Raw genomic sequence first — 22,934 nt, forward strand, 5'->3', positions numbered from 1 at the left:
GGTTCGGGGCGCGACGCGCGTGTGCCGCTGCCCATGTTCACGGGAGCGCTCCGTGGTGCTCGGTGGATCACCAGATCGACGCCTGAACGACTGCTCCGCGTGGCCACCGACTTCCTCGAGAAGGCCGGGTTCGAGCAACGGCATGACGGCTTCGACGAGAAGCTGCGAGATCGAGGATCCGAGTGGACGGCGGTGGCGCTGGAGATCGGCGACGAAGAGAAGTCCAAGAGACGTGCGCTGCTCGGCCTGGTGATCGACGAGCTTCCGTTTCCCGTTCCGCGTGCGTTCCAGCGGGTGCTGTCGCCGACCCTGGTCGTCGTCGCATCCCGACCCGTCGGTCCGCGTGTGGCCGAGCTGGTCGTGTTCCCCCATACGTCGCGGCGTGGTGCGCCGGCCTACTCGCGAGCTGCGGCTCCGCGCGTCCGCGAGGCCCTTGAGCAGATCACCGCTGCCGCCGGAGCAGAAGGGGCGATGCTCTCGCACGAATCCCTCGCTGGGATTCCGGACGACGGCTCGCCGGCCTCGCAGGAGGTTGTGCGCGAGGTGCTGGGCTGGCGCTGACCCACGCTAGACTGGATGCATCAAGCAACCTTTAACACCGTCCTGTGAGGCGGAGAAGGGAGCGGCCGATGACTGCACGAACCGTGCTGCATGAAGCCGATATCTCGCGGGCTCTGACCCGTATCGCGCACGAGATCCTCGAATCCAATCGCGGGGCTGAGAACCTCGTCCTGCTGGGCATTCCGACCCGCGGCGTCACTCTCGCCCACCGCCTGTCGTCGGTGATCGGCGACATCGCGCAGACCACGGTCCCCGTCGGAGCGCTGGACGTCACGCTCTTCCGTGACGACCTCGCCACGCAGCCCACGCGTTCTCCTCGGCCCACCGAGATCCCCGCCGGTGGCATCGACGGCAAGACCGTCGTCCTCGTCGACGACGTTCTCTTCTCGGGGCGCAGCATCCGCGCCGCCCTCGACGCGCTGCAGTCGATCGGGCGCCCGTCGATCGTCCGTCTCGCGATCCTCGTCGATCGGGGACACCGCGAACTCCCGATCCGACCCGATTTCGTCGGCAAGAACATCCCGTCGTCTCGTCAGGAGCGCGTCAACGTGCGACTGACGGAGCACGACGGCGCCGAGGAGGTGACGATCGAAGCATGAGACACCTGCTCGACACCCGCACTCTCGACCGCACGACGGCCCTGCGCATCCTGGACGTCGCCGAGGACATGTCGGACACGCAGTCGCGCGAGGTCAAGAAGCTTCCGACGCTCCGCGGCAAGACGGTCGTCAACCTCTTCTTCGAGGACTCCACCCGAACCCGCATCTCCTTCGAAGCCGCAGCGAAGCGCCTCTCGGCCGATGTCATCAACTTCGCCGCCAAGGGCTCGTCCGTCTCGAAGGGCGAGAGCCTCAAGGACACCGCCCAGACGCTGCAGGCCATGGGGGCGGATGCCGTGGTCATCCGCCATCCCGCCTCCGGAGCGCCGCAGACGCTCGCCACCAGCGGCTGGATCTCGGCCGGGGTCGTGAACGCCGGCGACGGCACGCACGAGCATCCGACGCAGGCGCTCCTCGACGCCTTCACGATCCGCAAGCGTCGCTTCGGCGCAGACAGCCGCGGGCGCGATCTCGCCGGCATCCGGGTCGTGATCGTGGGCGATGTGCTCCACTCGCGGGTCGCCCGGTCGAACGTCTGGCTGCTCGCCACGCTCGGAGCCGAGGTCACCCTCGTCGCGCCGCCCACCTTGGTGCCGCAGAACGTCTCGCTCTGGCCGGCGAAGGTCGTCTACGACCTCGATCAGGCGCTCGCGGAGGGTCCGGATGCCGTGATGATGCTCCGCATCCAGCTCGAGCGCATGAACGCCGCGTATTTCCCCACTGAGCGGGAGTATTCCAGAAGATGGGGTCTTGACGCACGGCGTGTGGCCGGCCTTCCGGACGGTAGCATTGTCATGCACCCCGGACCCATGAACCGCGGGTTGGAGATCTCCTCCGAAGCCGCCGATTCCCCGCGCTCGACCGTGCTGGAACAGGTGACGAACGGAGTGTCCATCCGCATGGCGGTGCTGTACCTGCTTCTGGCAGGAGAACGAGACGACGAACGAGGGGGAGACCAGTGAGCGAGACCCTCGTCATCACCGGCGCACAGCTTCTCGGTGCCGAGCGCGCCGACATCATCGTGGAGAACGGACTGATCTCCGAGATCGGCACCGGGCTGAGCCGATCGGGTGCACGAGTCATCGACGCCGACGGCCTGGTGGCCCTTCCCGGACTCGTCGACCTGCACACCCACCTCCGGGAACCCGGATATGAGGCCTCTGAGACGATCCTCACCGGAACCCGTGCTGCCGCAGCCGGAGGGTTCACCGCCGTCTTCGCGATGCCCAACACCTCGCCGGTCGCCGACACGGCCGGTGTCGTCGAGCAGGAGCTGGCTCTGGGCGAGGCCGCCGGGTATGCCACCGTGCAGCCGATCGGCGCCGTCACAGTCGGGCAGAAGGGCGAGCGGCTCGCCGAGCTCGGCGCCATGGCCACCTCGCGTGCCCAGGTGCGCGTCTTCAGCGACGACGGCTTCTGCGTCTTCGATCCGCTGATCATGCGCCGCGCCCTCGAGTACGTGAAGTCGTTCGACGGCGTGATCGCGCAGCATGCGCAGGACCCGCGTCTCACCGAGGGCGCGCAGATGAACGAGGGTAGGGTATCGGCCGATCTGGGGCTCGCCGGATGGCCGGCGGTCGCCGAGGAGTCGATCATCGCGCGCGATGTGCTTCTCGCCGAGCACGTGGGCTCCCGTCTGCACGTGTGCCATCTCTCGACCGCAGGTTCCGTCGACATCATCCGCTGGGCGAAGAAGCGGGGCATCAACGTCACCGCCGAGGTCACTCCGCATCACCTGCTGCTCACCGACGAACTCGTGCGCGGCTACGACGCCCGGTACAAGGTCAACCCGCCGCTGCGTCGCGAAGAAGACGTCATGGCGGTGCGCGAGGGCCTGGCCGACGGCACGATCGACATCGTCGCGACCGATCACGCGCCGCATCCGAGCGAGCACAAGTCGTGCGAATGGCAGGCTGCTGCCAACGGCATGGTCGGGCTCGAGAGCGCTCTTCGCGTCGTGCACCAGTCGATGGTGCAGACGGGCCTGATCGGTTGGGAGGACGTCGCCAGGGTGATGAGCGCAGCCCCCGCGCGGATCGGACGCCTGAGCAGCCACGGACTGCCCCTGCAGGCCGGTTCTGCTGCGCACATCACGCTGTACGACGCATCGGTCGCCGGTGTCTTCACCGAATCCGACCTTCACGGCCGCAGCGTGAACTCGCCGTACCTCGGGCGCGATCTCCCAGGCCGCGTCGAGTTCACGGTGCACCGTGGACTCGTGACGGTCGACGGGGGAGCGGTCGTCGAGGAGCTGGGCGCATGATCCCCCGGGATCTCGCGATAGCCCTGATGATCGGGCTGGCGGTGCTCGTCCTCGCGACGATGCTCTTCGCCTGGCGCCGACGACTCCGACGCGACTCCGGTCTCGCCGCACCCTTGGGCGTGCCCGAGCACGCGGAGGTGCTCGATCGTCGCGAGGTGCTCTATGTCTCGACGACGAAGCACGAGCAGCCGCTGGAGCGCCTCACCATCCAGCCCCTGGCCTACCGCGCCAGGGGAGAGGCCGCGGTCACCGATCGTGGGCTCGCGCTCTGCCTCGACGGCGCACCGACCGTGTTCCTCGCCTCGGCGCGACTCGTGAGCGTCGACCGTGCGACGGTGACGATCGACCGGGTCGTGGAACCGGGCGGGCTCGTCCGCGTCGCCTGGAACGCAGACGATGACACGATCGTCGACTCCTACCTCCGCGTCGCCGACGGCGAACCCCAGAACTTCATCTCAGAACTGCAGCGCCTCGTCCCCGCCACGGACGACAGCGTCGCCCCCGACACAGGAGCAACGTCATGACAGCCCTCCCCGAACCCGCAGTCCTCGTCCTCGAAGACGGGACCCGCCACACCGGCCGTGCATACGGCGCGTTGGGCACCACCTTCGGCGAGGTCGTCTTCTCGACCGGCATGTCCGGATACCAGGAGACGCTCACCGACCCGTCGTATGCAGGACAGATCGTCCTGCAGACGGCCCCCCACATCGGCAACACCGGAATGAACGACGAGGACCCCGAGTCCCGGCGCATCTGGGTGGCCGGCTACATCGTGCGCGACCCCTCGCGCGTCGTCTCGAACTGGCGTGCGACCGCCTCTCTCGATGAGATCCTCGAGAGGGACGGCATCGTCGGCATCAGCGGCATCGACACGCGATCGATCACCCGCCACATCCGGTCGGCCGGTTCGATGCGGGGCGGCGTCTTCTCGGGCGAGGCCGCGCAGATCGACGCCGACGAGCAGCTGCGCCTCGTGCGCGAGGCGCCGCAGATGGCCGGGCAGAACCTCTCGGCGGAGGTCTCGGTCGACGTCGCCACGGTCACGACGGCGATGGGGGAGCGGGTCGGCAACCTCGCGGTGCTCGACCTCGGCGTCAAGCAGGCCACGATCGACAATCTCGCCGCCCGCGGCTTCGAGGTGCACGTCCTGCCGCAGAACGTCACGATCGACGACATCCGTGCCATCGACCCGGTGGCCGTCTTCTACTCGAACGGTCCCGGCGACCCCGCAGCGTCGGGCGACCACGTCGAACTGCTGCGCTCGGTGCTCGACGACGGACTGCCCTTCTTCGGCATCTGCTTCGGCAACCAGCTGCTCGGCAGGGCGCTGGGTCTCGGCACCTACAAGCTGCCGTTCGGACACCGCGGCATCAACCAGCCGGTGCTCGACAAGTCGACCGGACGCGTCGAGATCACCGCTCACAACCACGGGTTCGCCGTGGAGGCACCGCTGGAGGGCTCCTTCGACAGCCCTCACGGCTACGGCAAGGTCGAGGTCAGCCACGTCGGTCTGAACGACAACGTGGTCGAGGGCCTGCGCGCCCTCGACATCCCGGCGTTCTCGGTGCAGTACCACCCGGAGGCGGCAGCCGGACCCCACGACGCCAACTATCTCTTCGACCGGTTCCGTGACATGGTCATCGCCAGCAAGAAGGACACCAAGTAATGCCCAAGCGCGACGACATCAACTCCGTCCTCGTCATCGGCTCCGGCCCGATCGTCATCGGTCAGGCCTGCGAGTTCGACTACTCCGGCACCCAGGCGTGCCGTGTCCTCCGCGAAGAGGGCGTCAGAGTCATCCTCGTCAACTCCAACCCGGCGACGATCATGACCGACCCCGACTTCGCCGACGCGACCTACATCGAGCCGATCACCTGGCAGGTCATCGAGACGATCATCGCGAAGGAGCGTCCTGACGCGATCCTGCCGACACTCGGCGGCCAGACGGCTCTGAACGCCGCGATCGCGCTGCACAACCACGGCATCCTCGAGAAGTACGACGTCGAGCTGATCGGTGCGAGCTTCGAGGCGATCAACAAGGGCGAGGACCGTCAGATCTTCAAGCAGCTCGTGCTCGACGCCGGTGCCGACGTGGCGCGCAGCATCATCGCGCACACGATGGACGACCTGCTCGAGGGTGCGGCTGAGCTGGGCTACCCGCTCGTCGTGCGCCCCTCCTTCACGATGGGTGGTCTCGGATCCGGCTTCGCCTACGACGAGGAGGACCTGCGCCGCATCGGCGGGGCGGGCCTGCGGGATTCGCCGACCACCGAGGTGCTCCTCGAGGAGTCCATCCTCGGCTGGAAGGAGTACGAGCTCGAGCTCATGCGCGACACCGCCGACAACACGGTGGTCGTGTGCTCGATCGAGAACGTCGACCCCGTGGGCGTGCACACCGGTGACTCGATCACGGTCGCCCCGGCTCTGACCCTCACCGACCGCGAGTACCAGAAGCTCCGCGACATCGGCATCGACATCATCCGCGCGGTCGGCGTCGACACCGGCGGCTGCAACATCCAGTTCGCCATCGACCCGAGCAACGGCCGCATCATCGTGATCGAGATGAACCCGCGCGTCTCCCGGTCGAGCGCCCTCGCATCCAAGGCGACGGGCTTCCCGATCGCCAAGCTCGCAGCGAAGCTCGCGCTCGGCTACCGTCTCGACGAGATCCCCAACGACATCACGGGCGTCACCCCGGCGAGCTTCGAGCCCACGCTCGACTACGTCGTCGTCAAGGTGCCGCGGTTCGCGTTCGAGAAGTTCCCGGCGGCGGACGCGACGCTGACGACCACCATGAAGTCGGTGGGCGAGGCGATGGCGATCGGCCGCAACTACGCGACCGCGCTGCAGAAGGCGCTCCGCTCGCTCGAGAAGCGCGGCTCGAGCTTCCACTGGGGCGAGGAGACCCGCTCCGTCGACGAGCTGCTCGAGATCTCCAAGGTCCCGACCGACGGTCGGATCGTGACTCTCCAGCAGGCGCTGCGCAAGGGCGCCACGGTCGAGCAGGCGTTCGACGCCACGGCGATCGACCCGTGGTTCATCGACCAGATCGTGCTGATCAACGAGGTCGCCGAGATCGTGCGCACGGCCCCCGAGCTCGACGCGGCCACGCTGCGCTACGCCAAGGAGCACGGCTTCTCGGATGCGCAGATCGCGGAGCTGCGCGGCGAGAAGGAGGCGGAGATTCGCGGCGTGCGTCACGGACTCGGCATCCGCCCGGTGTTCAAGACCGTCGACACGTGCGCCGGCGAGTTCCCGGCTCTCACGCCGTACCACTACTCGAGCTACGACTTCGAGACCGAGGTCACGCCGTCGGATCGCACCAAGGTCGTGATCATCGGATCGGGCCCGAACCGCATCGGCCAGGGCGTGGAGTTCGACTATTCCTGCGTGCACGCCTCGTTCGCACTCTCGGATGCCGGTTTCGAGACCATCATGGTCAACTGCAACCCCGAGACCGTGTCGACCGACTACGACACGTCCGACAGGCTCTACTTCGAGCCGCTCACGCTGGAGGACGTGCTCGAGGTCCTCGACGCGGAAGCCGCGAGCGGCACCATCCTCGGCGTCGTCTGCCAGCTCGGCGGTCAGACGCCGCTGGGTCTCGCGAAGGGCATCGAGGCCGCCGGCTACCAGGTGCTCGGCACCAGCCCGGCGGCCATCGACATCGCCGAGGAGCGCGAGCTGTTCTCGCAGCTCCTCGACACCGCTGGCCTCGTCGCCCCGCGCCACGGCACCGCCGTGGACGCGGACGGCGCCGTGGCGGTGGCCGAGGAGATCGGCTACCCGGTGCTCGTGCGCCCCAGCTTCGTGCTCGGCGGACGCGGCATGGAGATCGTCTACAGCTCGGAGTCCCTGCGCGAGTACTTCGTGCGCACCGCGGGCGAGGTCATCATCGAGGAGGGCAAGCCCCTGCTCGTCGATCGCTTCCTGGATGACGCGATCGAGCTCGACGTCGACGCCCTCTACGACGGCACCGAACTGTTCATCGGCGGCGTGATGGAGCACCTCGAAGAGGCCGGCATCCACTCGGGCGACTCGAGCTGCACCCTTCCGCCCGTCTCGCTCGGGCGCACCGACATCGACCGCGTGCGCGAGGCGACGCTGGCGATCGCGAAGGGCGTGGGCGTCCGTGGCCTGCTGAACGTGCAGTTCGCGATCAGCGCCGGAGTGCTCTACGTGATCGAGGCGAACCCGCGCGCGAGCCGCACGGTGCCCTTCGTCTCGAAGGCGCTGGGCATCCCGATGGCCAAGGCCGCGAGCCGCGTGATGGTGGGATCGACGATCGCGGAGCTCCGCGCCGAGGGCATGCTGCCCGAGCAGGACGGCTCCCGCGTGCCTCTCGACGCGCCTGTCTCGGTCAAGGAGGCCGTGCTCCCGTTCAAGCGGTTCCGCACGGCCGACGGCAAGACCGTCGACTCGATCCTCGGTCCGGAGATGCGCTCGACCGGCGAGGTCATGGGCATCGACCGTGACTTCCCGACTGCGTTCGCGAAGAGCCAGGCGGCGGCGTACGGCGGCATGCCGACCTCCGGCACGGTGTTCATCTCGGTCGCGGACTCCGACAAGCGCGCGGTGATCCTGCCTGCGCACCGCCTGCAGCAGCTCGGGTTCACGATCGTGGCCACCGAGGGCACAGCCGAGATCCTCTCGCGCAACGGCATCGCGGTCACCGTGGTCGAGAAGTACAGCGAGACGCAGGAGTCCGGCGCGACGAACATCGTCGATCTCATCAACGCCGGCTCGATCGACATCGTCGTGAACACGCCTTCCGGAGGCGCGGCGCGCGCCGACGGCTACGAGATCCGCGCGGCTGCTGTCGCGGCCGACAAGGCGCTGTTCACCACAATGGCCGTCCTCGGCGCCGCAGTGAGCGGGATGGACGCAGCCCATGAGGGCTTCCAGGTGAAGAGCCTGCAGGAGTATGCCCTCGACCGGAAGGCCGCAGTGTGAGCGCACGCTTCGGCGAACGGGTCCGGGTCGCCCTCGCGGCGCACGGTCCGCTGTGCGTGGGCATCGACCCGCATGCCGCTCTGCTCGACTCCTGGGGCCTCGGAGACGATGCCGCGGGAGTTCGGGAGTTCGGGCTGCGCACGGTGGAGGCCGCTGCGGGCCGTGCAGGTCTGGTGAAGCCGCAGGTGTCGTTCTTCGAGCGTTTCGGCTCTGCTGGGTTCGCGGCGCTCGAGGAGGTCATCTCGGCCGCCAGGGCGGCCGGCCTCCTCGTCATCGCAGACGCCAAGCGCGGCGACATCGGCTCGACCATGGATGCCTATGCGGCTGCCTGGCTCTCGCCGGGATCACCGCTCGAGGTCGACGCGCTCACGGTGAACCCGTTCCTCGGCGTCGGCGCCCTCGACGGCGCCTTCGCCCTCGCCGAACAGCACGACAAGGGTCTGTTCGTGCTGGCTGCGACGAGCAACCCGGAGGCCGAGGTGCTTCAGCGCTCGATCTCCGAGACCGGCCGTGCCGTATCAGCGGACATCGTCTCGGTCGTGTCGGCACGCAATGCCGAGCACACCGCGGCGGGGGAGTGGGGGAGCTTCGGCTTCGTCATCGGAGCGACGGTCGACTGGACGGATGCCGGCATCGCCGCGTTCTCGCCGACCGCCCCCATCCTCGCTCCGGGGTTCGGCACCCAGGGTGCGACCCCGTCGGACCTGCACCGCCGGTTCGGCTCGATGAGCGCCGCCGTCATCGCGAGCGAGAGCCGCAGCATCCTCTCGGCAGGACCCACCGGTCTCGCCGTCGCCATCGACGCCCGCGTCGCAGAGTACAGGGAGGCCGGCCGTGGCTGAGTCCCGTCCCGTCCCCGAAGTCGATCGCGCTGCCGCCGCACGCAAGGCCGTCGAACGACGCCGTGCCCGCGCGTCCCTCAAGCGTGACCTGACGACGCGTGTCGTCACCCCGCAGGCGGTGCTCGAGCGGGCGACCGCAGACCCCGACTCGGTCGAGGGGTCCATGCGCATCACGGACTTCCTGCTCGCCCTTCCCGCCATCGGCGCGGGCAAGCGCGACCGCATTCTGGCAGAGCTGCACATCTCGCCGGTCAAGCGGCTGGGGGGCCTCGGCGTCCGCCAGCGTGTGGCGCTCTCGCACTGGCTCGACGCGCGTTTCCCGGTGCTCGAGCCGCGCGGCGCGCGAAGTCGTCTGCTGGTTCTCGCCGGTCCCACCGCGGTGGGAAAGGGCACCGTCGCCGCCCATATCCGGGAGCACAACCCCGAGATCCATCTGTCGGTCTCGGCGACGACCCGCGCGCCGCGCCCGGGCGAGATCGACGGCGTGCACTACTACTTCGTCGACGATGCGGAGTTCGACCGGCTGATCGCCGACGACGAGCTCCTCGAGTACGCCGTGGTCCACAACAAGTCGCGCTACGGCACGCCTCGGGCTCCGATCGACGCGGCCCTGGCCGCCGGCAAGACCGTGCTGCTCGAGATCGATCTGCAGGGCGCGCGCCAGGTGCGCAAGGCGGAACCCGCCGCGACGCTGATCTTCCTGCTGCCGCCGACCTGGGATGAGCTCGTCCAGAGGCTGGTCGGACGAGGCACCGAGGGCGACGAGGAGCGCGCTCGCAGACTGCGCACCGCGAAGGTCGAATTGGCGGCGCAGAACGAGTTCGACCACCTCATCGTGAACGAGGACGTCGCCGCTGCGGCCGCGGAGGTCGTAGAATTGTCTTCGAGCTCTGCGCGCTGAGCGTCTTCGCGCGCCCGCTGCACCGTCTTCGCGACGATCCCGTCGCCTGATCAGGAGGTCCCACCATGGCCGGACACCACACCAACGGAATCATCGATCCCCCCATCGACAACCTGCTCGACCGCGTCGACTCGAAGTACGAGCTCGTGATCTACGCGGCCAAGCGCGCCCGCCAGATCAACGACTACTACTCGGACCTGCACGAGGGCAACCTGTTCGACAACGTCGGCCCGCTCGTCGACTCCTCCGTCGAAGACAAGCCGCTGACGATCGCTCTGCACGAGATCAACGAGGACAAGCTCCGCCTCCGTCACGCCGAGTGACGTCCGATGACCGCACCGCTGACTGATGTCGGCGGTGCGGTCCATCATGGGAGCCACCCCCTTCCTGCTGTCCGATTCCGTTCTGGAGCCCCGATGAGCGCGCTGCGTCTGTTCACGTCCGAGTCCGTCACCGAGGGGCACCCCGACAAGATCTGCGACCAGATCTCGGACAGCATCCTCGACGGGCTCATCGCGAAGGACCCCGGCTCACGGGTCGCCGTCGAGACGCTGGTGACCACCGGTCTCGTGCACGTGGCCGGCGAGATCCGCACCGAGGCGTACGTCGACATCCCGACGATCGTCCGCCAGGTGGTCAACGGCATCGGCTACACCTCGAGCGAGACCGGCTTCGACGGCGACTCCTGCGGTGTGAGCATCTCGGTGGGCGAGCAGTCCACCGACATCGCCCACGGTGTGGACAACGCCCAGGAACACCGTGACGGTGGGTCGATCGATCCTCTCGACGGCCTCGGCGCCGGCGACCAGGGCATCATGTTCGGCTTCGCGACCAACGAGACCCCACAGCTGATGCCGATGGCCGCATGGACCGCGCATCGCATCGCGGAGCGGCTCACCGAGGTCCGCCGCTCGGGTGCGCTGCCGTTCCTGCGCCCTGACGGCAAGACACAGGTCACTCTCGGCTACGACGGCTTCACGCCCAAGACCGTGGACGCCGTGGTGCTCTCGACCCAGCATCACCCGGACATCTCGCAGGACGACTTGAAGGCTCAGGTGCGCGAGCACGTGATCGATCCGGTCCTCGCGTCGACGGGACTCGATCTCAGCGACCTCACCTACTACATCAACCCTGCCGGTCCCTTCGTCACGGGAGGCCCGAAGGGCGACGCCGGACTCACCGGGCGCAAGATCATCATCGACACGTATGGTGGCGCGGCGCGCCACGGCGGCGGCGCCTTCAGCGGCAAGGATCCGTCGAAGGTCGATCGCTCCGGCGCCTATGCCACGCGCTGGGTGGCCAAGAACGCGGTCGCCGCAGGGCTCGCCGACCGTCTCGAGGTGCAGGTCGCCTACGCGATCGGCGTGGCGCGTCCGGTCGGCCTCTACGTCGAGACCTTCGGCACGGGCAAGGTGTCGGACGAGGTGATCACGCGCGCGATCGACGAGGTCTTCGACCTGCGGCCGCAGGCGATCATCGAGCAGCTCGACCTCCTGCGCCCGATCTACGCGCAGACCGCCGCGTACGGGCACTTCGGGCGCGAGCTTCCGGACTTCACGTGGGAGCGCACGGACCGCGCGGAAGAGCTGCGGCGCGCTGCAGGACTCTGAGGGCCGCATGCCTGATGGCGTCCCTCCGTCCCTGACGTCGCAGAGTCGGAGGATCGCGCGCGTCCTCCTGGACTCGCCCCTGCCGCAGCTGGATCGACTGTTCGACTACGCCCTGCCCGAAGAGCTCGGAGACGTTCCGCTGGGCGTGCGCGTGCGCGTGCCTCTGCGCACCGCCGGTCGAGTCATCGACGGCTACGTCGTCGAACTCGACACCGAACATGATGGCGACAGGCCGCTGTCCGAGGTCGACAGTGTCGTGTCCCCGGTCTCGGTGCTTCCCGAGCGGCTCTACCGCCTGGCGCGTCGCGCCGCCGACCGGGCGGCGGGCTCGGCATCCGACGTCCTGCGGCTCGTCATCCCCAAACGCCAGGTCAGAGTCGAGAAGGCCTGGACCGGTGACTCCCCGGTGCTGGCCCCGTCTGACGAGGCGTTCTCGGCCGCCGTCAAGCTGATCGCGAACTACGACTCGCTCGCCGACGTGCTCGACGCCGGTGGACGGGCGGCCGTCGAGGCGATTCCGGTTCGGCATCAGGGCGATCCGGGGTGGGCAGCCCTCCTCGCGTCCACGGCGGCGCGGACGCTGTCAGCGGGCCGATCGAGCATCCTCGTCGTCCCGGATCACCGCGACCTCGATCAGCTGCGCGCCGCTCTCGACGCGTTCGTTCCCGCCGAGGCCGTCGTGCGCTTCGACTCGCGCCAGACGAACCCTGATCGGTACCGTGCGTTCCTGCGCTCCCTCGAGGAGGCGCCGTGCGTCGTGATCGGCAACCGCTCGGCCGTGTACGCCCCGGTTCGGGCCGGCGTCGTCGCCGTGTGGGACGACGGCGATCCTCTTCTCGGCGAGCCGCTCGCCCCCTACATCAACGCACGGGACGCGGCGCTGCTGCGTCAGGAGCAGGAGGGTTCGGCGCTGTTGTTCGTGGGCCACACGCGCACCACCGACGTCGAGCGTCTCGTGGCCCACGGATGGCTGCAGGACATCCGCGCTGCGCGTCGTGTGCTGCCGCGCGTGATCCTCAGCACGCCGCAGGAGATGGATGCGCCGACGGCCCAGCGCATGCCGTCGTCGGCGTTCCTCTCCGCACGTGCTGCCGCCGCTGAGGGACCGGTCCTGGTGCAGGTGTCGCGACCGGGTTTCGCCCCGTCGCTCGTGTGTGCCGAGTGCCGCGCGCCGGCTCGATGCGCACACTGCGGCGGGCCGCTCGGTGCGAAGCACCGTGGTGCCGTACCGGTGTGCGGATGGTGTGGCAGAGGGGCCCGTGCGTGGGCATGCCCGGCGTGTTCCTCCACGAAGCTGCGGCTCGCTTCCTCGGGCAGCGAGCGGACCGCTGACGAACTGGGCAAAGCGTTCCCCGGAGTCCGGGTCATCGTCGCAGACAGCGCACACCCGGTCGAGCGGGTCGCCGACAAGCCGGCGCTCGTGGTCGCGACTCGGGGCGCGGAGCCACTGGCGGAGGGCGGATACCGGGCGGTCGTCCTGCTCGACGGACCGAGGATGCTGCAGGCTCCCGACCTGCGGATCGGAGAATCGTGTCTGCGATGGTGGTCGAATGCGGCCGCTCTTGCGGCTCCGGGAGCACCCATCCATCTCGTCGGCGTCGACGGAGCGGTCGCGCGAGCTCTCGCCACCTGGAACCAGTCGGCGTATGCGAGAACAGAGCTCTCTGAGCGCGCGCCCCTGCACATGCCGCCGGCTGCCAGGGTCGCGCTGGTCGAGGGTTCGACGGCCGCCGTGGCGCGAGCCCTCGCCTCACTACAGGACCTCGCGCTGCCTTCCGATGCCGTGCTCGGGCCGGTGCCGATCGAGTCCGACGACTATCCTCCCCGTGTCCGAGCTCTCGTTCGATTCGACTATGGAGCAGGCGCCAGGGTCGCCACCACGTTGCGTGCGGCGGTCGTCGCCGAAGCGGTCAGCAACCGACGGGGCAGAGGCAAGTCGACTCGGAGCGCCCTCACGGTTCGACTCGATATCCTCGATCCGGAGCTCTGATCGCGAAGAACCCCTCTCCGCATCCCGAGCTCTCTCGATCCACCCCCGCATCCCTCCGGAGCACCTTCATGCGTCTCGTCTTCGCCGGCACACCGTCGGCAGCCGTCCCCACTCTCCGCCGTCTCGCGGTCGAGCACGACATCGCCGCGGTCGTCACCCGTCCCGATGCTCCTCTGGGCCGAAAGCGGGTTCTCACCCCGTCTCCCGTCGCTCAGGCCGCCGACGACCTCGGGCTGCCTGTCATCAAGGCCGCTCGCCTCGACGACGACGCGACGGCCGCCATCACCGCGCTCGATGTCGAGCTCGGTGTGATCGTCGCCTACGGAGGGCTGGTCCGCGAGCCGCTGCTCTCGGCGCCCGCCAAGGGCTGGATCAATCTGCACTTCTCGCTCCTCCCGCAGTGGCGTGGCGCCGCGCCCGTGCAGCGCGCGTTGATCAACGGCGATGCACAGCTGGGCGCCAGCGTGTTCCAGCTCGTCCCTGCCCTGGATGCGGGTGACGTCTTCTCGACACGGATCGTCGCCGTCGCTCCCGAGGCGACGGCGGATGCGGTCCTCGATGCACTCGCCGCCGACGGCGCCGAGCTGACAGCCGAGGTGGTCGCGGCGATCGCCGACGGCACTGCACGCTCGGTGCCGCAGGAGGGCGAGCCGACCCTCGCCCCGAAGCTGACTCTCGACGATGGCCTGCTGGACTGGTCGCGCCCTCTCACCGAGGTGTTCGCCCGGTTCCGCGGCGTCACTCCCGAACCGGGGGCCCACACGACCGTCGACGGCATCCGCCTGAAGGTGCTCGAGGCCGCGCCCTCGGCCGACGATGTGTCACTCGAGCCCGGCGAGTTCGCCGTGACCAAGACCGCTCTCCTGATCGGCACCGCATCGGCACCTCTGGCGGTCACGCGGGTTCAGCCCTCGGGCAAGGGAGCGATGAGCGCGGTCGACTGGTGGCGCGGACAGCGCGACACCGAGCAGCTGCGGGCCGGCGCGTGAGCGGGCAGGGCGACGGTCAGCGTCGCGACCCGCGCCGCGGCGACTCGGGTCGAGGAGCCCGCGCGGGGCGGCGGGCGCCGGACGATTCGCGCTCGCGTGAGGGACAGACTCGGGGAGCGAGACGAGAAGGACTCCCGCGCGGCGCCCAGCGCGGCGCCCAGCGCACGGTGCAGCCCGCGCGACGGGTGGCCTACGACGTGCTGCGCGCGGTGTCGGAATCCGACGCGTACGCGAACCTCGTCCTCCCCACGGCGATCGCGGACGCAGGACTCGCTCCACAGGATGCTGCTCTCGCCACGGAGCTCGCCTACGGCACACTCCGACGCCGCGGAACCTATGACGCGATCATCGCCGCAGCCGCCGACAGGCCCGTCGAGGAGATCGACCCCGGTGTGCTCGACGCACTGAGGCTCGCGACCCATCAGCTGCTCGCCACCCGCGTCGCCTCGCACGCGGCGGTCAACGAGTCGGTGAACATCGTCGCGGCTCAGCAGGGGCGCGGAGCCTCCAGCTTCGCTAACGCCGTGCTGCGTCGGATCTCCCGCGAGACGCCGGGGGAGTGGGAGCAGCGCATCGAGTCGTCGGCGCGGTCGGACGACGAGCGGCTGGCACTGCGCTCCGCGCACCCGGTGTGGGTCATCCGCGCGCTGCGCCGCGCCCTGGCGGCCGAAGGCCGCGTCGAGGAGCTCGACGACCTCCTCGACGCCGACAATGCGTCTCCGGAGGTCACTCTCGTCGCTCTGCCCGGCCTTGCAGAGCCCGGGGAGCCACGTCGCCCGTATGCGCCGACGGCATACGGCTCGCCCGGCGGCGACCCGCATCGCGTGATCGCTTCCTCGGGCGGCACGGTGCGCGTGCAGGATGAGGGGTCCCAGCTCGTCGCACTCGCTCTCGCCGCGGCCGCGCCGATCCGTGCTGGAGAGAGCTGGCTCGACCTCTGCGCGGGCCCCGGCGGCAAGACCGCACTCCTCGCGGCGATCGCCGGTCACCACGATGTGTCGCTCGAGGCGAACGAAGTGGTGCCCACTCGCGCTCGTCTCGTGCGCAACGCCCTCCGTGCCGTACCCGGTGACATCACCGTTCACGAGGAGGACGGCCGGACGTTCGGAACCTCGCACGCGGGCCGGTTCGATCGCATCCTCGTCGATGCTCCCTGCACGGGCCTCGGCGCACTGCGGCGACGGCCGGAGGCTCGCTGGCGGAAGACGCCCGGTGACGTCGCCGAGCTCGTTCCTCTGCAGGTCGAGCTGCTGTCCGCGGCGATCGACGCGCTGGCACCGGGCGGCATCGTCGCGTATGCGACCTGCTCGCCCCATCTCGCCGAGACGACGGGCGTCGTCCAGGAGGTGCTGCGTGCTCGCACCGACATCACCGAGCTCGATGCTCGAGCTGTCCTCTCGGGTGTCGTGACCTCCCCGATCGATCTCGGCAGCGACGGCACGGGGAGGGTGCAGCTGTGGCCGCACCGGCACGGCACCGATGCGATGTTCCTCGCGCTCCTGCGACGGACCGACACAGATCAGACCGACACCAGCGCCGAGCGAGGAGACTAGAGCCGTGGAACTGCCCAGCGCACCGCGCATCAACCCCAGCATCCTGGCCGCCGATTTCGTGAACATGCAGCGCGATCTCGCGAAGATCGCCACCGCCGACTTCGCGCACGTCGACGTCATGGACAACCACTTCGTCCCCAACCTCACGTTCGGGCCGCAGATGGTCGAGCGCATCCAGGCGACCAGCCCCATCCCGCTCGACGTGCATCTGATGATCACCGATCCCGAGCGCTGGGCCCCCGCCTATGCCGAGCTCGGTGCCGCGAGCGTCACCTTCCATCTCGAAGCGGCCGCCGACCCGATCTCGCTGGCCCGCACCCTGCGCAGCATCGGCGCGAGGGCGGGGGTGGCGATCAAACCCGACACTCCCGCCGACGGCCTCTACAGCGTGCTCGAGGAGTTCGACCAGATCCTCGTGATGACCGTCGAACCCGGGTTCGGCGGTCAGGGATTCATGCCCGAGACGATGCCGAAGCTGCGTGCCCTGGCAGACGAGGCGAAGCGCCGCGGTTCGAACGTCTGGCTGCAGGTGGACGGCGGGATCTCCGATGCCACGATCGAGGCCGCTGCCGCCGCTGGCGCCGACACGTTCGTCGCCGGATCCGCGGTCTACGGCGCTGACGACGTCGAGGCGGCCGTCACCCGGCTCAGAGACCGCGCCAGAGCCGCTAGCCTGGAATCGTGAAGACTTTCGACGAGCTGTTCGCCGAGCTCAGCGTCAAGGCCGAGACCCGCCCAGAGGGATCCGGCACGGTTGCAGAGCTCGACGGCGGCGTGCACACGATCGGCAAGAAGATCGTCGAGGAGGCAGCCGAGGTCTGGATGGCGTCCGAGTACGAGTCCGACCAGGCCGCTGCCGAGGAGATCTCGCAGCTGCTCTACCACGTGCAGGTGATGATGCTTGCGAAGGGCCTGAGCCTGCAGGACGTCTACCGACATCTGTGAAGCGCTCCGCCCCACTCGCTTCGATCTGAAGGCATCCCATGCTGCGCATTGCTGTTCCCAACAAGGGCTCTCTCTCCGAGACGGCCGCCGACATGCTCGCGGAGGCCGGCTACGCCGGTCGCCGTGACCCCAAGACGCTCCACGTCGTCGACAGCGACAACGACGTCGAGTTCTTCTACCTCCGCCCGAAGGACATCGCGACCTATGTCGGGTCCGGCGCCATCGACGTAGGGATCACCGGGCGCGATCTGCTCCTCGACGCCCGCATGCCGGGTGCTCGGGAGATCGAGGCGCTCGGATTCGCCGGATCGACGTTCCGCTTCGCCGCGCCCTCGGGTCGCTACACCGACGTCTCCGAGCTCGACGGCCTCCGCATCGCGACCTCGTATCCCGGCCTCGTCGATGCCTTCCTCGACGAGCGCGGAATCGCCGTCGATCTCGTGCCGCTCGATGGTGCGGTGGAGTCCGCGGTGCGCCTCGGCGTGGCCGATGCCGTTGCGGACGTGGTCGAGACCGGAACGACGCTGCGTCAGGCCGGACTCGACGTCTTCGGGCCCGTCATCCTGCAGTCCGAGGCCGTGCTGATCGCAGGTCCGCACGACGCCGAGGGGTCGGAGACGCTTCTGCGCCGTCTGCGCGGCGTGATGGTCGCGCGCCGGTTCGTGATGATCGACTACGACCTGCCCGTGGCCCTCCTCGACGACGCGGTGAAGATCGCGGGCGGCATCGAGTCGCCCACGGTGTCTCCGCTGCGTGACCCGGAATGGGTCGCGGTGCGCGTCATGGTGGCGCGAGCACGGGTCAACCCCGTGATGGATGCGCTCTACGCGCTCGGCGCCCGAGCGATCCTCGTCACGGCGATCCACAACGCGAGGCTCTGATGGCGCTCGCGAGTCGCGTCATCCCGTGCCTCGATGTCGCTGCAGGGCGAGTCGTCAAGGGCGTCAACTTCGAGAACCTCCGCGACATGGGCGACCCCGTCGAGCTTGCGCGCCACTATGCGGCGCAGGGTGCGGATGAGATCACCTTCCTCGATGTCACTGCGACCGTGGATGCCCGCGCGACGACCTACGACGTCGTGCAGCGCACGGCCGAACAGGTGTTCGTGCCGCTGACCGTGGGCGGGGGAGTCCGCAGCGTCGACGATGTGTCCCGACTGCTGTCGGTCGGAGCCGACAAGGTCGGAGTCAACTCCGCCGCGATCGCACGGCCCGAGCTGATCGGCGAGATCGCCGACCGCTTCGGCGCGCAGGTGCTCGTGCTGTCGCTCGACGTCAAGCGCGCCGACACGACCGCTTCCGGCTTCGTCGTCACGACCCACGGCGGACGCACTCAGACCACCCTCGACGCGCTCGACTGGGCGCGCGAGGCGGCAGAGCGTGGCGCGGGCGAGCTGCTCGTCAACTCGATCGACGCCGACGGAACCCGCGACGGCTTCGATCTCGAACTGGTGAAGCTGATGCGCGAGGCTGCGTCCGTGCCCGTGATCGCGTCGGGCGGCGCCGGCAAAGCCGAGGACTTCGCGCCGGCGATCAAGGCGGGCGCGGATGCCGTGCTGGCAGCCAGCGTGTTCCACACCGGAGCGCTCACCGTCGGTGACGTGAAGCATGCACTGCGTGCGGAAGGGGTGCTCGTCCGATGAGCGATATCGAGGAGCACATCGCGCAGGTCGCCTTCAACGAGGACGGCCTGGCACCGGTCATCGTGCAGCAGTGGGACACCGCAGAGGTCCTCATGCTCGCCTGGGTCGATGCGGAGGCGCTGCGCCGCACTCTCACGACGGGTCGGGCGGTCTACTGGTCGCGTTCCCGCCGCGAATATTGGCGCAAGGGCGACACCTCGGGCAACATCCAGGTGGTTCACGAGGCGCGCCTCGACTGCGACGGCGATGCGATCCTGCTGCGCGTCGACCAGACGGGCCCTGCGTGCCACACCGGCACCCGCACCTGTTTCGACACGACGGACCTGCACGCCGTCGAGGGGAGCGCGGTCGAATGACGTTCGCGCGCAGAGGCCGTTCGATCGCCGTCTCGGGATTCCTTCTCTCGGGCGCGATCGGGATCATCTCGTCGACCCAGACCTGGCTCACCGTCGCGCGCACGGATGCGGGTGAGGCGATCCTCGTGCCGGGAGCGTCAGCGCTGCCCTTGCTCGCCCCTCTCAGCCTCGCCGTGCTGGCCCTCGGCATCGCGCTCTCCATCGTCGGTCCCGTGCTGCGGCTGATCTTCGGCATTCTCGGCGGCGCCGCCTCGCTCTTCCTCGGGTGGACGACCCTGCAGCTGCTCCTGACCGAGCCGCTGAGCGCCGTCGGACCCACCGTCACCGAGACGACCGGTCTCGCCGGAAGCGCGGCGATCGCCGACGTGGTCGCCGGCATCGAGCTCTCCGCCTGGCCGGTCATGACGCTCATCGGCTGGATCATCCTGCTCGCGGCATCCCTCGTCGTGCTCATCACCTGGCGCGGCTGGAAGCGCGGCGGCCGCCGATACCGCACCGATGCCGCACACGTGGCCGCGACCACAGGCCCCGTGGACGCGATCGATTCGTGGGACGACCTGTCTCGCGGAACCGACCCGACACGATGACCCCGATAGACTTGACCAGAACCAGCACGTCGTCCCCCGGAGGAGACCATGACCAACCCGATCGCTGACCCCGGCCACGGACACTCGCCCGCCGCATGGACGGGTGTCATCATCATGCTCGCCGGCTTCACGATCGGCACGCTGGCGTTCTGCCTCGCGGAGTTCAGCCCCTTCTGGGTCGCTCTGATCTGGGTCGGAGCGGCGATCATCCCGATCGGCGCGCTCGTGGGCTGGCTGCTCTCGAGGGCCGGCTACGGCGTGAAGGGCCCCAAGTACTCGCCGAAGGCGCACTAATGGTGCTCGCCGACCTCACGGCCGGCGCAGTCGCAGACGCCGAGCGTCGCGCTCTCAGCAGGCCACTGGCCGAGGTGGAACGGGACGCTCTCGCGCGCCCTGCCGCCAAGGACGCCCTCGCGTACCTCGCTCCCGGTGATCGTGTGAAGATCATCGCCGAGGTCAAGCGCGCCAGTCCGTCGCGCGGGGCGCTCGCAGAGATCCCCGACCCGGCCTTCCAGGCGTCGCTCTACGAGACGGGCGGTGCGTCGGCGATCAGCGTCCTGACCGAAGAGCGCCGATTCGGCGGAAGTCTGGCCGATCTCGAGGCCGTCACAGACCGCGTCTCGCTGCCCGTGCTGCGCAAGGATTTCATCGCCAACCGGTACCAGGTGCTCGAAGCGCGCGCGGCCGGTGCCGATCTCGTGCTGCTGATCGTCGCAGGGCTCGAGCCGCAGGTGCTTCGGGAGCTCTTCGGCTTCATCACCGAGCTCGGCATGACGCCGCTCGTCGAGACGCACTCTGCCGACGAGCTCGAGGTCGCGATCGACCTCGGCGCACCGCTGATCGGAGTCAACGCGCGCGACCTGAAGTCGCTGGAGCTCGACCGCGATCTCTTCGGCCGTCTCGTCGACCGGATCCCCGACACCGCGGTCAAGATCGCCGAATCCGCGGTGCTCACACCCGAAGACGTCACGCACTATCGCTCAGCCGGCGCGGACGTCGTCCTGATCGGGGAGGCGCTCGTCACGGGCGACCCGGTCGCCACACTCAAGAGCTTCCTGGAGGCGTGATGAGCCTGCGAGACCAGCACGGTCCACTGTTCGGCGACTACGGCGGGCGGTACATGCCCGAGTCGCTCATCGCCGCGATCGACGAGCTCTCGGCGGCGTATGCCGACGCGATCGTCGACCCGGTCTTCCGCGAGGAGCTGGCCTCGTTGCTCAGTTCCTACGCGGGACGCCCCTCGCCGCTCACCGAGGTGCCCCGGTTCGCCGAGCACGCCGGCGGTGCCCGCGTCTTCCTCAAGCGCGAGGACCTCAATCACACGGGCTCGCACAAGATCAACAACGTGCTGGGCCAGGCACTGCTGACCAAGCGCCTCGGCAAGACCCGTGTGATCGCAGAGACCGGCGCGGGCCAGCACGGCGTCGCCACGGCCACCGCTGCAGCTCTCTTCGGCCTCGACTGCACCATCTACATGGGAGAGGTCGACACCGAGCGCCAGGCGCTCAACGTCGCCCGGATGCGTCTGCTCGGCGCCGAGGTCGTCGCGGTCACGTCCGGCTCGCGCACGCTGAAGGATGCGATCAACGATGCCTACCGCGACTGGGTCGCGAGCGTCGAGACGACCAACTACATCTTCGGCACGGCCGCGGGCCCCCACCCCTTCCCGGCGATGGTGCGGGACTTCCAGAAGATCATCGGCGAGGAGGCCCGTCAGCAGCTGCTCGACGAGGTCGGCCGACTGCCCGACGCGGTCATCGCATGCGTCGGCGGCGGTTCCAACGCGATCGGCATGTTCGACGCCTTCCTCGACGACGACGGCGTGAAGCTCTACGGAGTCGAGGCGGCCGGCGACGGCGTCGACACGCCCCGGCACGCGGCGTCCATCGAGCGGGGGCGTCCCGGCATCCTGCACGGCGCCAAGACCTACGTCCTGCAAGACGAAGACGGCCAGACGATCGAGTCCCATTCGATCTCCGCCGGTCTGGACTACCCGGGCGTGGGTCCGGAGCACTCCTGGCTCGCCGACATCGGTCGCGCCGAGTACATCCCGGCGACCGACGACGAGGCCATGCAGGCGCTGCGTCTGCTGAGCCGCACCGAAGGCATCATCCCCGCCATCGAGTCCGCGCACGCCCTCGCAGGTGCCCTGCGCCTCGGACGCGAGCTGGGTCCGGATGCCGTGCTGGCGATCTGCCTCTCGGGTCGTGGCGACAAGGACATGGACACCGCCGCCCGGTATTTCGACCTGTACGACGCCGAGGCGCTCGCACACGATGTCTCCGAAGAGAGCGACGTCGAAGCCGCCGCATCGAAGGGGGAGCCGGAGCTGTGAGCCGCGTCGAACAGGCGATCGCCGCCGCACACGATTCAGGCCGCAGCGCCTTCGTCGGATATCTCCCTGTCGGCTACCCCGACCTGGAGACCAGCATCCAGGCTGCCATCACCCTTGCCGAGAACGGCGTCGACATCATCGAACTCGGACCGCCCTACAGCGACCCGGTGATGGACGGCGCAGTGATCCAGGAGGCGACCACCGCGGCCCTCGCGAACGGCTTCAAGATGAAGGACCTCTTCACCGCCGTTCGCGCGATCACCGCAGCCACGGATGTTCCTGTGCTGGTCATGACGTACTGGAACCCGGTGTTCCAGTACGGCGTCGACCGTTACGCGGATGACCTGCTGGCCGCGGGCGGAGCGGGCCTGATCACGCCCGACATCACCCCCGACGTGGCAGGGGAGTGGATCGCCGCGAGCGAGCGCACCGGCCTCGATCGCGTCTTCCTCGCCGCTCCCACGTCGACGGACGAGCGCCTCGACCTCGTCGTGTCGTCGTCCACGGGCTTCGTGTACACCGTCTCGACCATGGGCATCACGGGTGAGCGCACCGAGCTCGACCGTGCGGCACGGACCCTCGTCAGGCGCCTCCGCGAGCACGGCGACATCCGCGCCTGCGTCGGCATCGGCATCTCGACCGCCGAGCAGATCGCCGGCGTCTCCGAATACGCCGACGGTGCCATCGTCGGCACCGCGCTGGTCCGCGCGCTCCGCGACGGCGGCATCCCCGCTCTCGCGGAGGTCACCCGAAACCTGGCGGTCGGCACGTCGTCGGCACGCCCCGTACACGAGAACTAGAATCGCAC

General features: G+C 69.1%; 24 protein-coding genes. All 24 read left to right on the forward strand.

The genetic code is table 11. The features are described from left to right. Positions 1-99: 99 nt before the first annotated feature. The 24 genes from AB0N61_RS05935 (at position 100) to trpA (ending at position 22,926) form a co-directional block, all read left to right on the forward strand. A complete protein-coding gene (locus tag AB0N61_RS05935) occupies positions 100-561 on the forward strand; it encodes a hypothetical protein (protein WP_363362439.1) in 462 nt (153 codons plus the stop codon). Between the two features lie 68 nt (positions 562-629). Then, positions 630-1,160 (forward strand): bifunctional pyr operon transcriptional regulator/uracil phosphoribosyltransferase PyrR, encoded by a 531-nt coding sequence (gene pyrR, locus AB0N61_RS05940; protein ID WP_167943607.1) that lies wholly within the window; start codon positions 630-632, stop codon positions 1,158-1,160. Beyond that, positions 1,157-2,122, forward strand: coding sequence for an aspartate carbamoyltransferase catalytic subunit (locus tag AB0N61_RS05945; protein ID WP_363362441.1), 966 nt, complete (start codon positions 1,157-1,159; stop codon positions 2,120-2,122). Before pyrR ends, AB0N61_RS05945 begins: the two co-directional genes overlap by 4 nt. After that, positions 2,119-3,423, forward strand: a complete 1,305-nt coding sequence (locus AB0N61_RS05950; protein WP_363362443.1) for a dihydroorotase — start codon at positions 2,119-2,121, stop codon at positions 3,421-3,423. Before AB0N61_RS05945 ends, AB0N61_RS05950 begins: the two co-directional genes overlap by 4 nt. Continuing rightward, entirely contained in the window at positions 3,420-3,947 is a 528-nt protein-coding gene (locus AB0N61_RS05955) for a hypothetical protein (RefSeq protein ID WP_363362445.1), read from the forward strand. The genes AB0N61_RS05950 and AB0N61_RS05955 overlap by 4 nt, the downstream gene beginning before the upstream one ends. Further along, positions 3,944-5,089 (forward strand): glutamine-hydrolyzing carbamoyl-phosphate synthase small subunit, encoded by a 1,146-nt coding sequence (gene carA, locus AB0N61_RS05960; RefSeq protein WP_363362447.1) that lies wholly within the window; start codon positions 3,944-3,946, stop codon positions 5,087-5,089. The genes AB0N61_RS05955 and carA overlap by 4 nt, the downstream gene beginning before the upstream one ends. Next, entirely contained in the window at positions 5,089-8,376 is a 3,288-nt protein-coding gene (gene carB, locus AB0N61_RS05965) for a carbamoyl-phosphate synthase large subunit (protein WP_363362448.1), read from the forward strand. Before carA ends, carB begins: the two co-directional genes overlap by 1 nt. Continuing rightward, on the forward strand, positions 8,373-9,218 hold the full coding sequence (gene pyrF / locus AB0N61_RS05970; protein WP_363362450.1) for an orotidine-5'-phosphate decarboxylase: 846 nt from the start codon (positions 8,373-8,375) through the stop codon (positions 9,216-9,218). The genes carB and pyrF overlap by 4 nt, the downstream gene beginning before the upstream one ends. Next, positions 9,211-10,119: a guanylate kinase gene (gmk, locus tag AB0N61_RS05975; RefSeq protein ID WP_363362452.1), complete on the forward strand. Its 909-nt coding sequence runs from the start codon at positions 9,211-9,213 to the stop codon at positions 10,117-10,119. The genes pyrF and gmk overlap by 8 nt, the downstream gene beginning before the upstream one ends. Before the next feature lie 65 nt (positions 10,120-10,184). Beyond that, on the forward strand, positions 10,185-10,442 hold the full coding sequence (gene rpoZ, locus AB0N61_RS05980; protein ID WP_042536631.1) for a DNA-directed RNA polymerase subunit omega: 258 nt from the start codon (positions 10,185-10,187) through the stop codon (positions 10,440-10,442). A gap of 93 nt (positions 10,443-10,535) precedes the next feature. Further along, complete coding sequence (gene metK / locus AB0N61_RS05985; protein ID WP_363362453.1) at positions 10,536-11,729, forward strand: methionine adenosyltransferase; 1,194 nt, start codon at positions 10,536-10,538, stop codon at positions 11,727-11,729. 7 nt (positions 11,730-11,736) lie between these two features. Then, positions 11,737-13,719: a primosomal protein N' gene (locus AB0N61_RS05990; protein WP_363362455.1), complete on the forward strand. Its 1,983-nt coding sequence runs from the start codon at positions 11,737-11,739 to the stop codon at positions 13,717-13,719. 68 nt (positions 13,720-13,787) lie between these two features. Continuing rightward, positions 13,788-14,708 carry a methionyl-tRNA formyltransferase gene (fmt, locus tag AB0N61_RS05995; protein WP_363362457.1) on the forward strand — a complete coding sequence of 307 codons (921 nt, stop codon included), beginning with the start codon at positions 13,788-13,790 and terminating at the stop codon, positions 14,706-14,708. Positions 14,709-14,875: 167 nt separating this feature from the next. Then, positions 14,876-16,261, forward strand: a complete 1,386-nt coding sequence (locus tag AB0N61_RS06000; protein ID WP_363363165.1) for a transcription antitermination factor NusB — start codon at positions 14,876-14,878, stop codon at positions 16,259-16,261. A 4-nt stretch (positions 16,262-16,265) separates the two neighbouring features. After that, positions 16,266-16,946, forward strand: a complete 681-nt coding sequence (gene rpe, locus AB0N61_RS06005; protein WP_363362459.1) for a ribulose-phosphate 3-epimerase — start codon at positions 16,266-16,268, stop codon at positions 16,944-16,946. Continuing rightward, a complete protein-coding gene (locus AB0N61_RS06010; protein ID WP_363362460.1) occupies positions 16,943-17,206 on the forward strand; it encodes a phosphoribosyl-ATP diphosphatase in 264 nt (87 codons plus the stop codon). Before rpe ends, AB0N61_RS06010 begins: the two co-directional genes overlap by 4 nt. A gap of 38 nt (positions 17,207-17,244) precedes the next feature. Further along, complete coding sequence (gene hisG, locus AB0N61_RS06015) at positions 17,245-18,087, forward strand: ATP phosphoribosyltransferase (RefSeq protein WP_363362462.1); 843 nt, start codon at positions 17,245-17,247, stop codon at positions 18,085-18,087. After that, positions 18,087-18,848, forward strand: coding sequence for an imidazole glycerol phosphate synthase subunit HisF (gene hisF / locus AB0N61_RS06020; protein WP_363362464.1), 762 nt, complete (start codon positions 18,087-18,089; stop codon positions 18,846-18,848). The genes hisG and hisF overlap by 1 nt, the downstream gene beginning before the upstream one ends. Further along, complete coding sequence (gene hisI / locus AB0N61_RS06025; protein WP_363362466.1) at positions 18,845-19,204, forward strand: phosphoribosyl-AMP cyclohydrolase; 360 nt, start codon at positions 18,845-18,847, stop codon at positions 19,202-19,204. Before hisF ends, hisI begins: the two co-directional genes overlap by 4 nt. After that, positions 19,201-19,791 carry a Trp biosynthesis-associated membrane protein gene (locus AB0N61_RS06030; RefSeq protein WP_363362468.1) on the forward strand — a complete coding sequence of 197 codons (591 nt, stop codon included), beginning with the start codon at positions 19,201-19,203 and terminating at the stop codon, positions 19,789-19,791. The genes hisI and AB0N61_RS06030 overlap by 4 nt, the downstream gene beginning before the upstream one ends. Positions 19,792-19,839: 48 nt before the next feature. Continuing rightward, positions 19,840-20,085 (forward strand): HGxxPAAW family protein, encoded by a 246-nt coding sequence (locus tag AB0N61_RS06035; protein WP_167944088.1) that lies wholly within the window; start codon positions 19,840-19,842, stop codon positions 20,083-20,085. 2 nt (positions 20,086-20,087) lie between these two features. Beyond that, positions 20,088-20,858 (forward strand): indole-3-glycerol phosphate synthase TrpC, encoded by a 771-nt coding sequence (gene trpC / locus AB0N61_RS06040; protein ID WP_363363167.1) that lies wholly within the window; start codon positions 20,088-20,090, stop codon positions 20,856-20,858. Continuing rightward, positions 20,858-22,126 (forward strand): tryptophan synthase subunit beta, encoded by a 1,269-nt coding sequence (gene trpB / locus AB0N61_RS06045; protein ID WP_363362470.1) that lies wholly within the window; start codon positions 20,858-20,860, stop codon positions 22,124-22,126. The genes trpC and trpB overlap by 1 nt, the downstream gene beginning before the upstream one ends. After that, complete coding sequence (trpA, locus tag AB0N61_RS06050) at positions 22,123-22,926, forward strand: tryptophan synthase subunit alpha (protein ID WP_363362472.1); 804 nt, start codon at positions 22,123-22,125, stop codon at positions 22,924-22,926. Before trpB ends, trpA begins: the two co-directional genes overlap by 4 nt. Positions 22,927-22,934 lie beyond the last annotated feature (8 nt).

It is taken from the genome of Microbacterium sp. NPDC089320, from assembly GCF_040684875.1.
In the GTDB taxonomy this organism is placed as follows: Bacteria; Actinomycetota; Actinomycetes; order Actinomycetales; family Microbacteriaceae; genus Microbacterium.

Coding starts and splice junctions, on each gene's coding strand:
- AB0N61_RS05990 (WP_363362455.1), top strand. CDS start 11,737: ATGCCTGATGGCGTCCCTCCGTCCCTGACGTCGCAGAGTCGGAGGATC.
- hisI (WP_363362466.1), top strand. CDS start 18,845: ATGAGCGATATCGAGGAGCACATCGCGCAGGTCGCCTTCAACGAGGAC.
- hisF (WP_363362464.1), top strand. CDS start 18,087: ATGGCGCTCGCGAGTCGCGTCATCCCGTGCCTCGATGTCGCTGCAGGG.
- AB0N61_RS05955 (WP_363362445.1), top strand. CDS start 3,420: ATGATCCCCCGGGATCTCGCGATAGCCCTGATGATCGGGCTGGCGGTG.
- trpB (WP_363362470.1), top strand. CDS start 20,858: ATGAGCCTGCGAGACCAGCACGGTCCACTGTTCGGCGACTACGGCGGG.
- carA (WP_363362447.1), top strand. CDS start 3,944: ATGACAGCCCTCCCCGAACCCGCAGTCCTCGTCCTCGAAGACGGGACC.
- hisG (WP_363362462.1), top strand. CDS start 17,245: ATGCTGCGCATTGCTGTTCCCAACAAGGGCTCTCTCTCCGAGACGGCC.
- pyrR (WP_167943607.1), top strand. CDS start 630: ATGACTGCACGAACCGTGCTGCATGAAGCCGATATCTCGCGGGCTCTG.
- metK (WP_363362453.1), top strand. CDS start 10,536: ATGAGCGCGCTGCGTCTGTTCACGTCCGAGTCCGTCACCGAGGGGCAC.
- fmt (WP_363362457.1), top strand. CDS start 13,788: ATGCGTCTCGTCTTCGCCGGCACACCGTCGGCAGCCGTCCCCACTCTC.
- AB0N61_RS06030 (WP_363362468.1), top strand. CDS start 19,201: ATGACGTTCGCGCGCAGAGGCCGTTCGATCGCCGTCTCGGGATTCCTT.
- rpoZ (WP_042536631.1), top strand. CDS start 10,185: ATGGCCGGACACCACACCAACGGAATCATCGATCCCCCCATCGACAAC.
- carB (WP_363362448.1), top strand. CDS start 5,089: ATGCCCAAGCGCGACGACATCAACTCCGTCCTCGTCATCGGCTCCGGC.
- AB0N61_RS05945 (WP_363362441.1), top strand. CDS start 1,157: ATGAGACACCTGCTCGACACCCGCACTCTCGACCGCACGACGGCCCTG.
- AB0N61_RS06035 (WP_167944088.1), top strand. CDS start 19,840: ATGACCAACCCGATCGCTGACCCCGGCCACGGACACTCGCCCGCCGCA.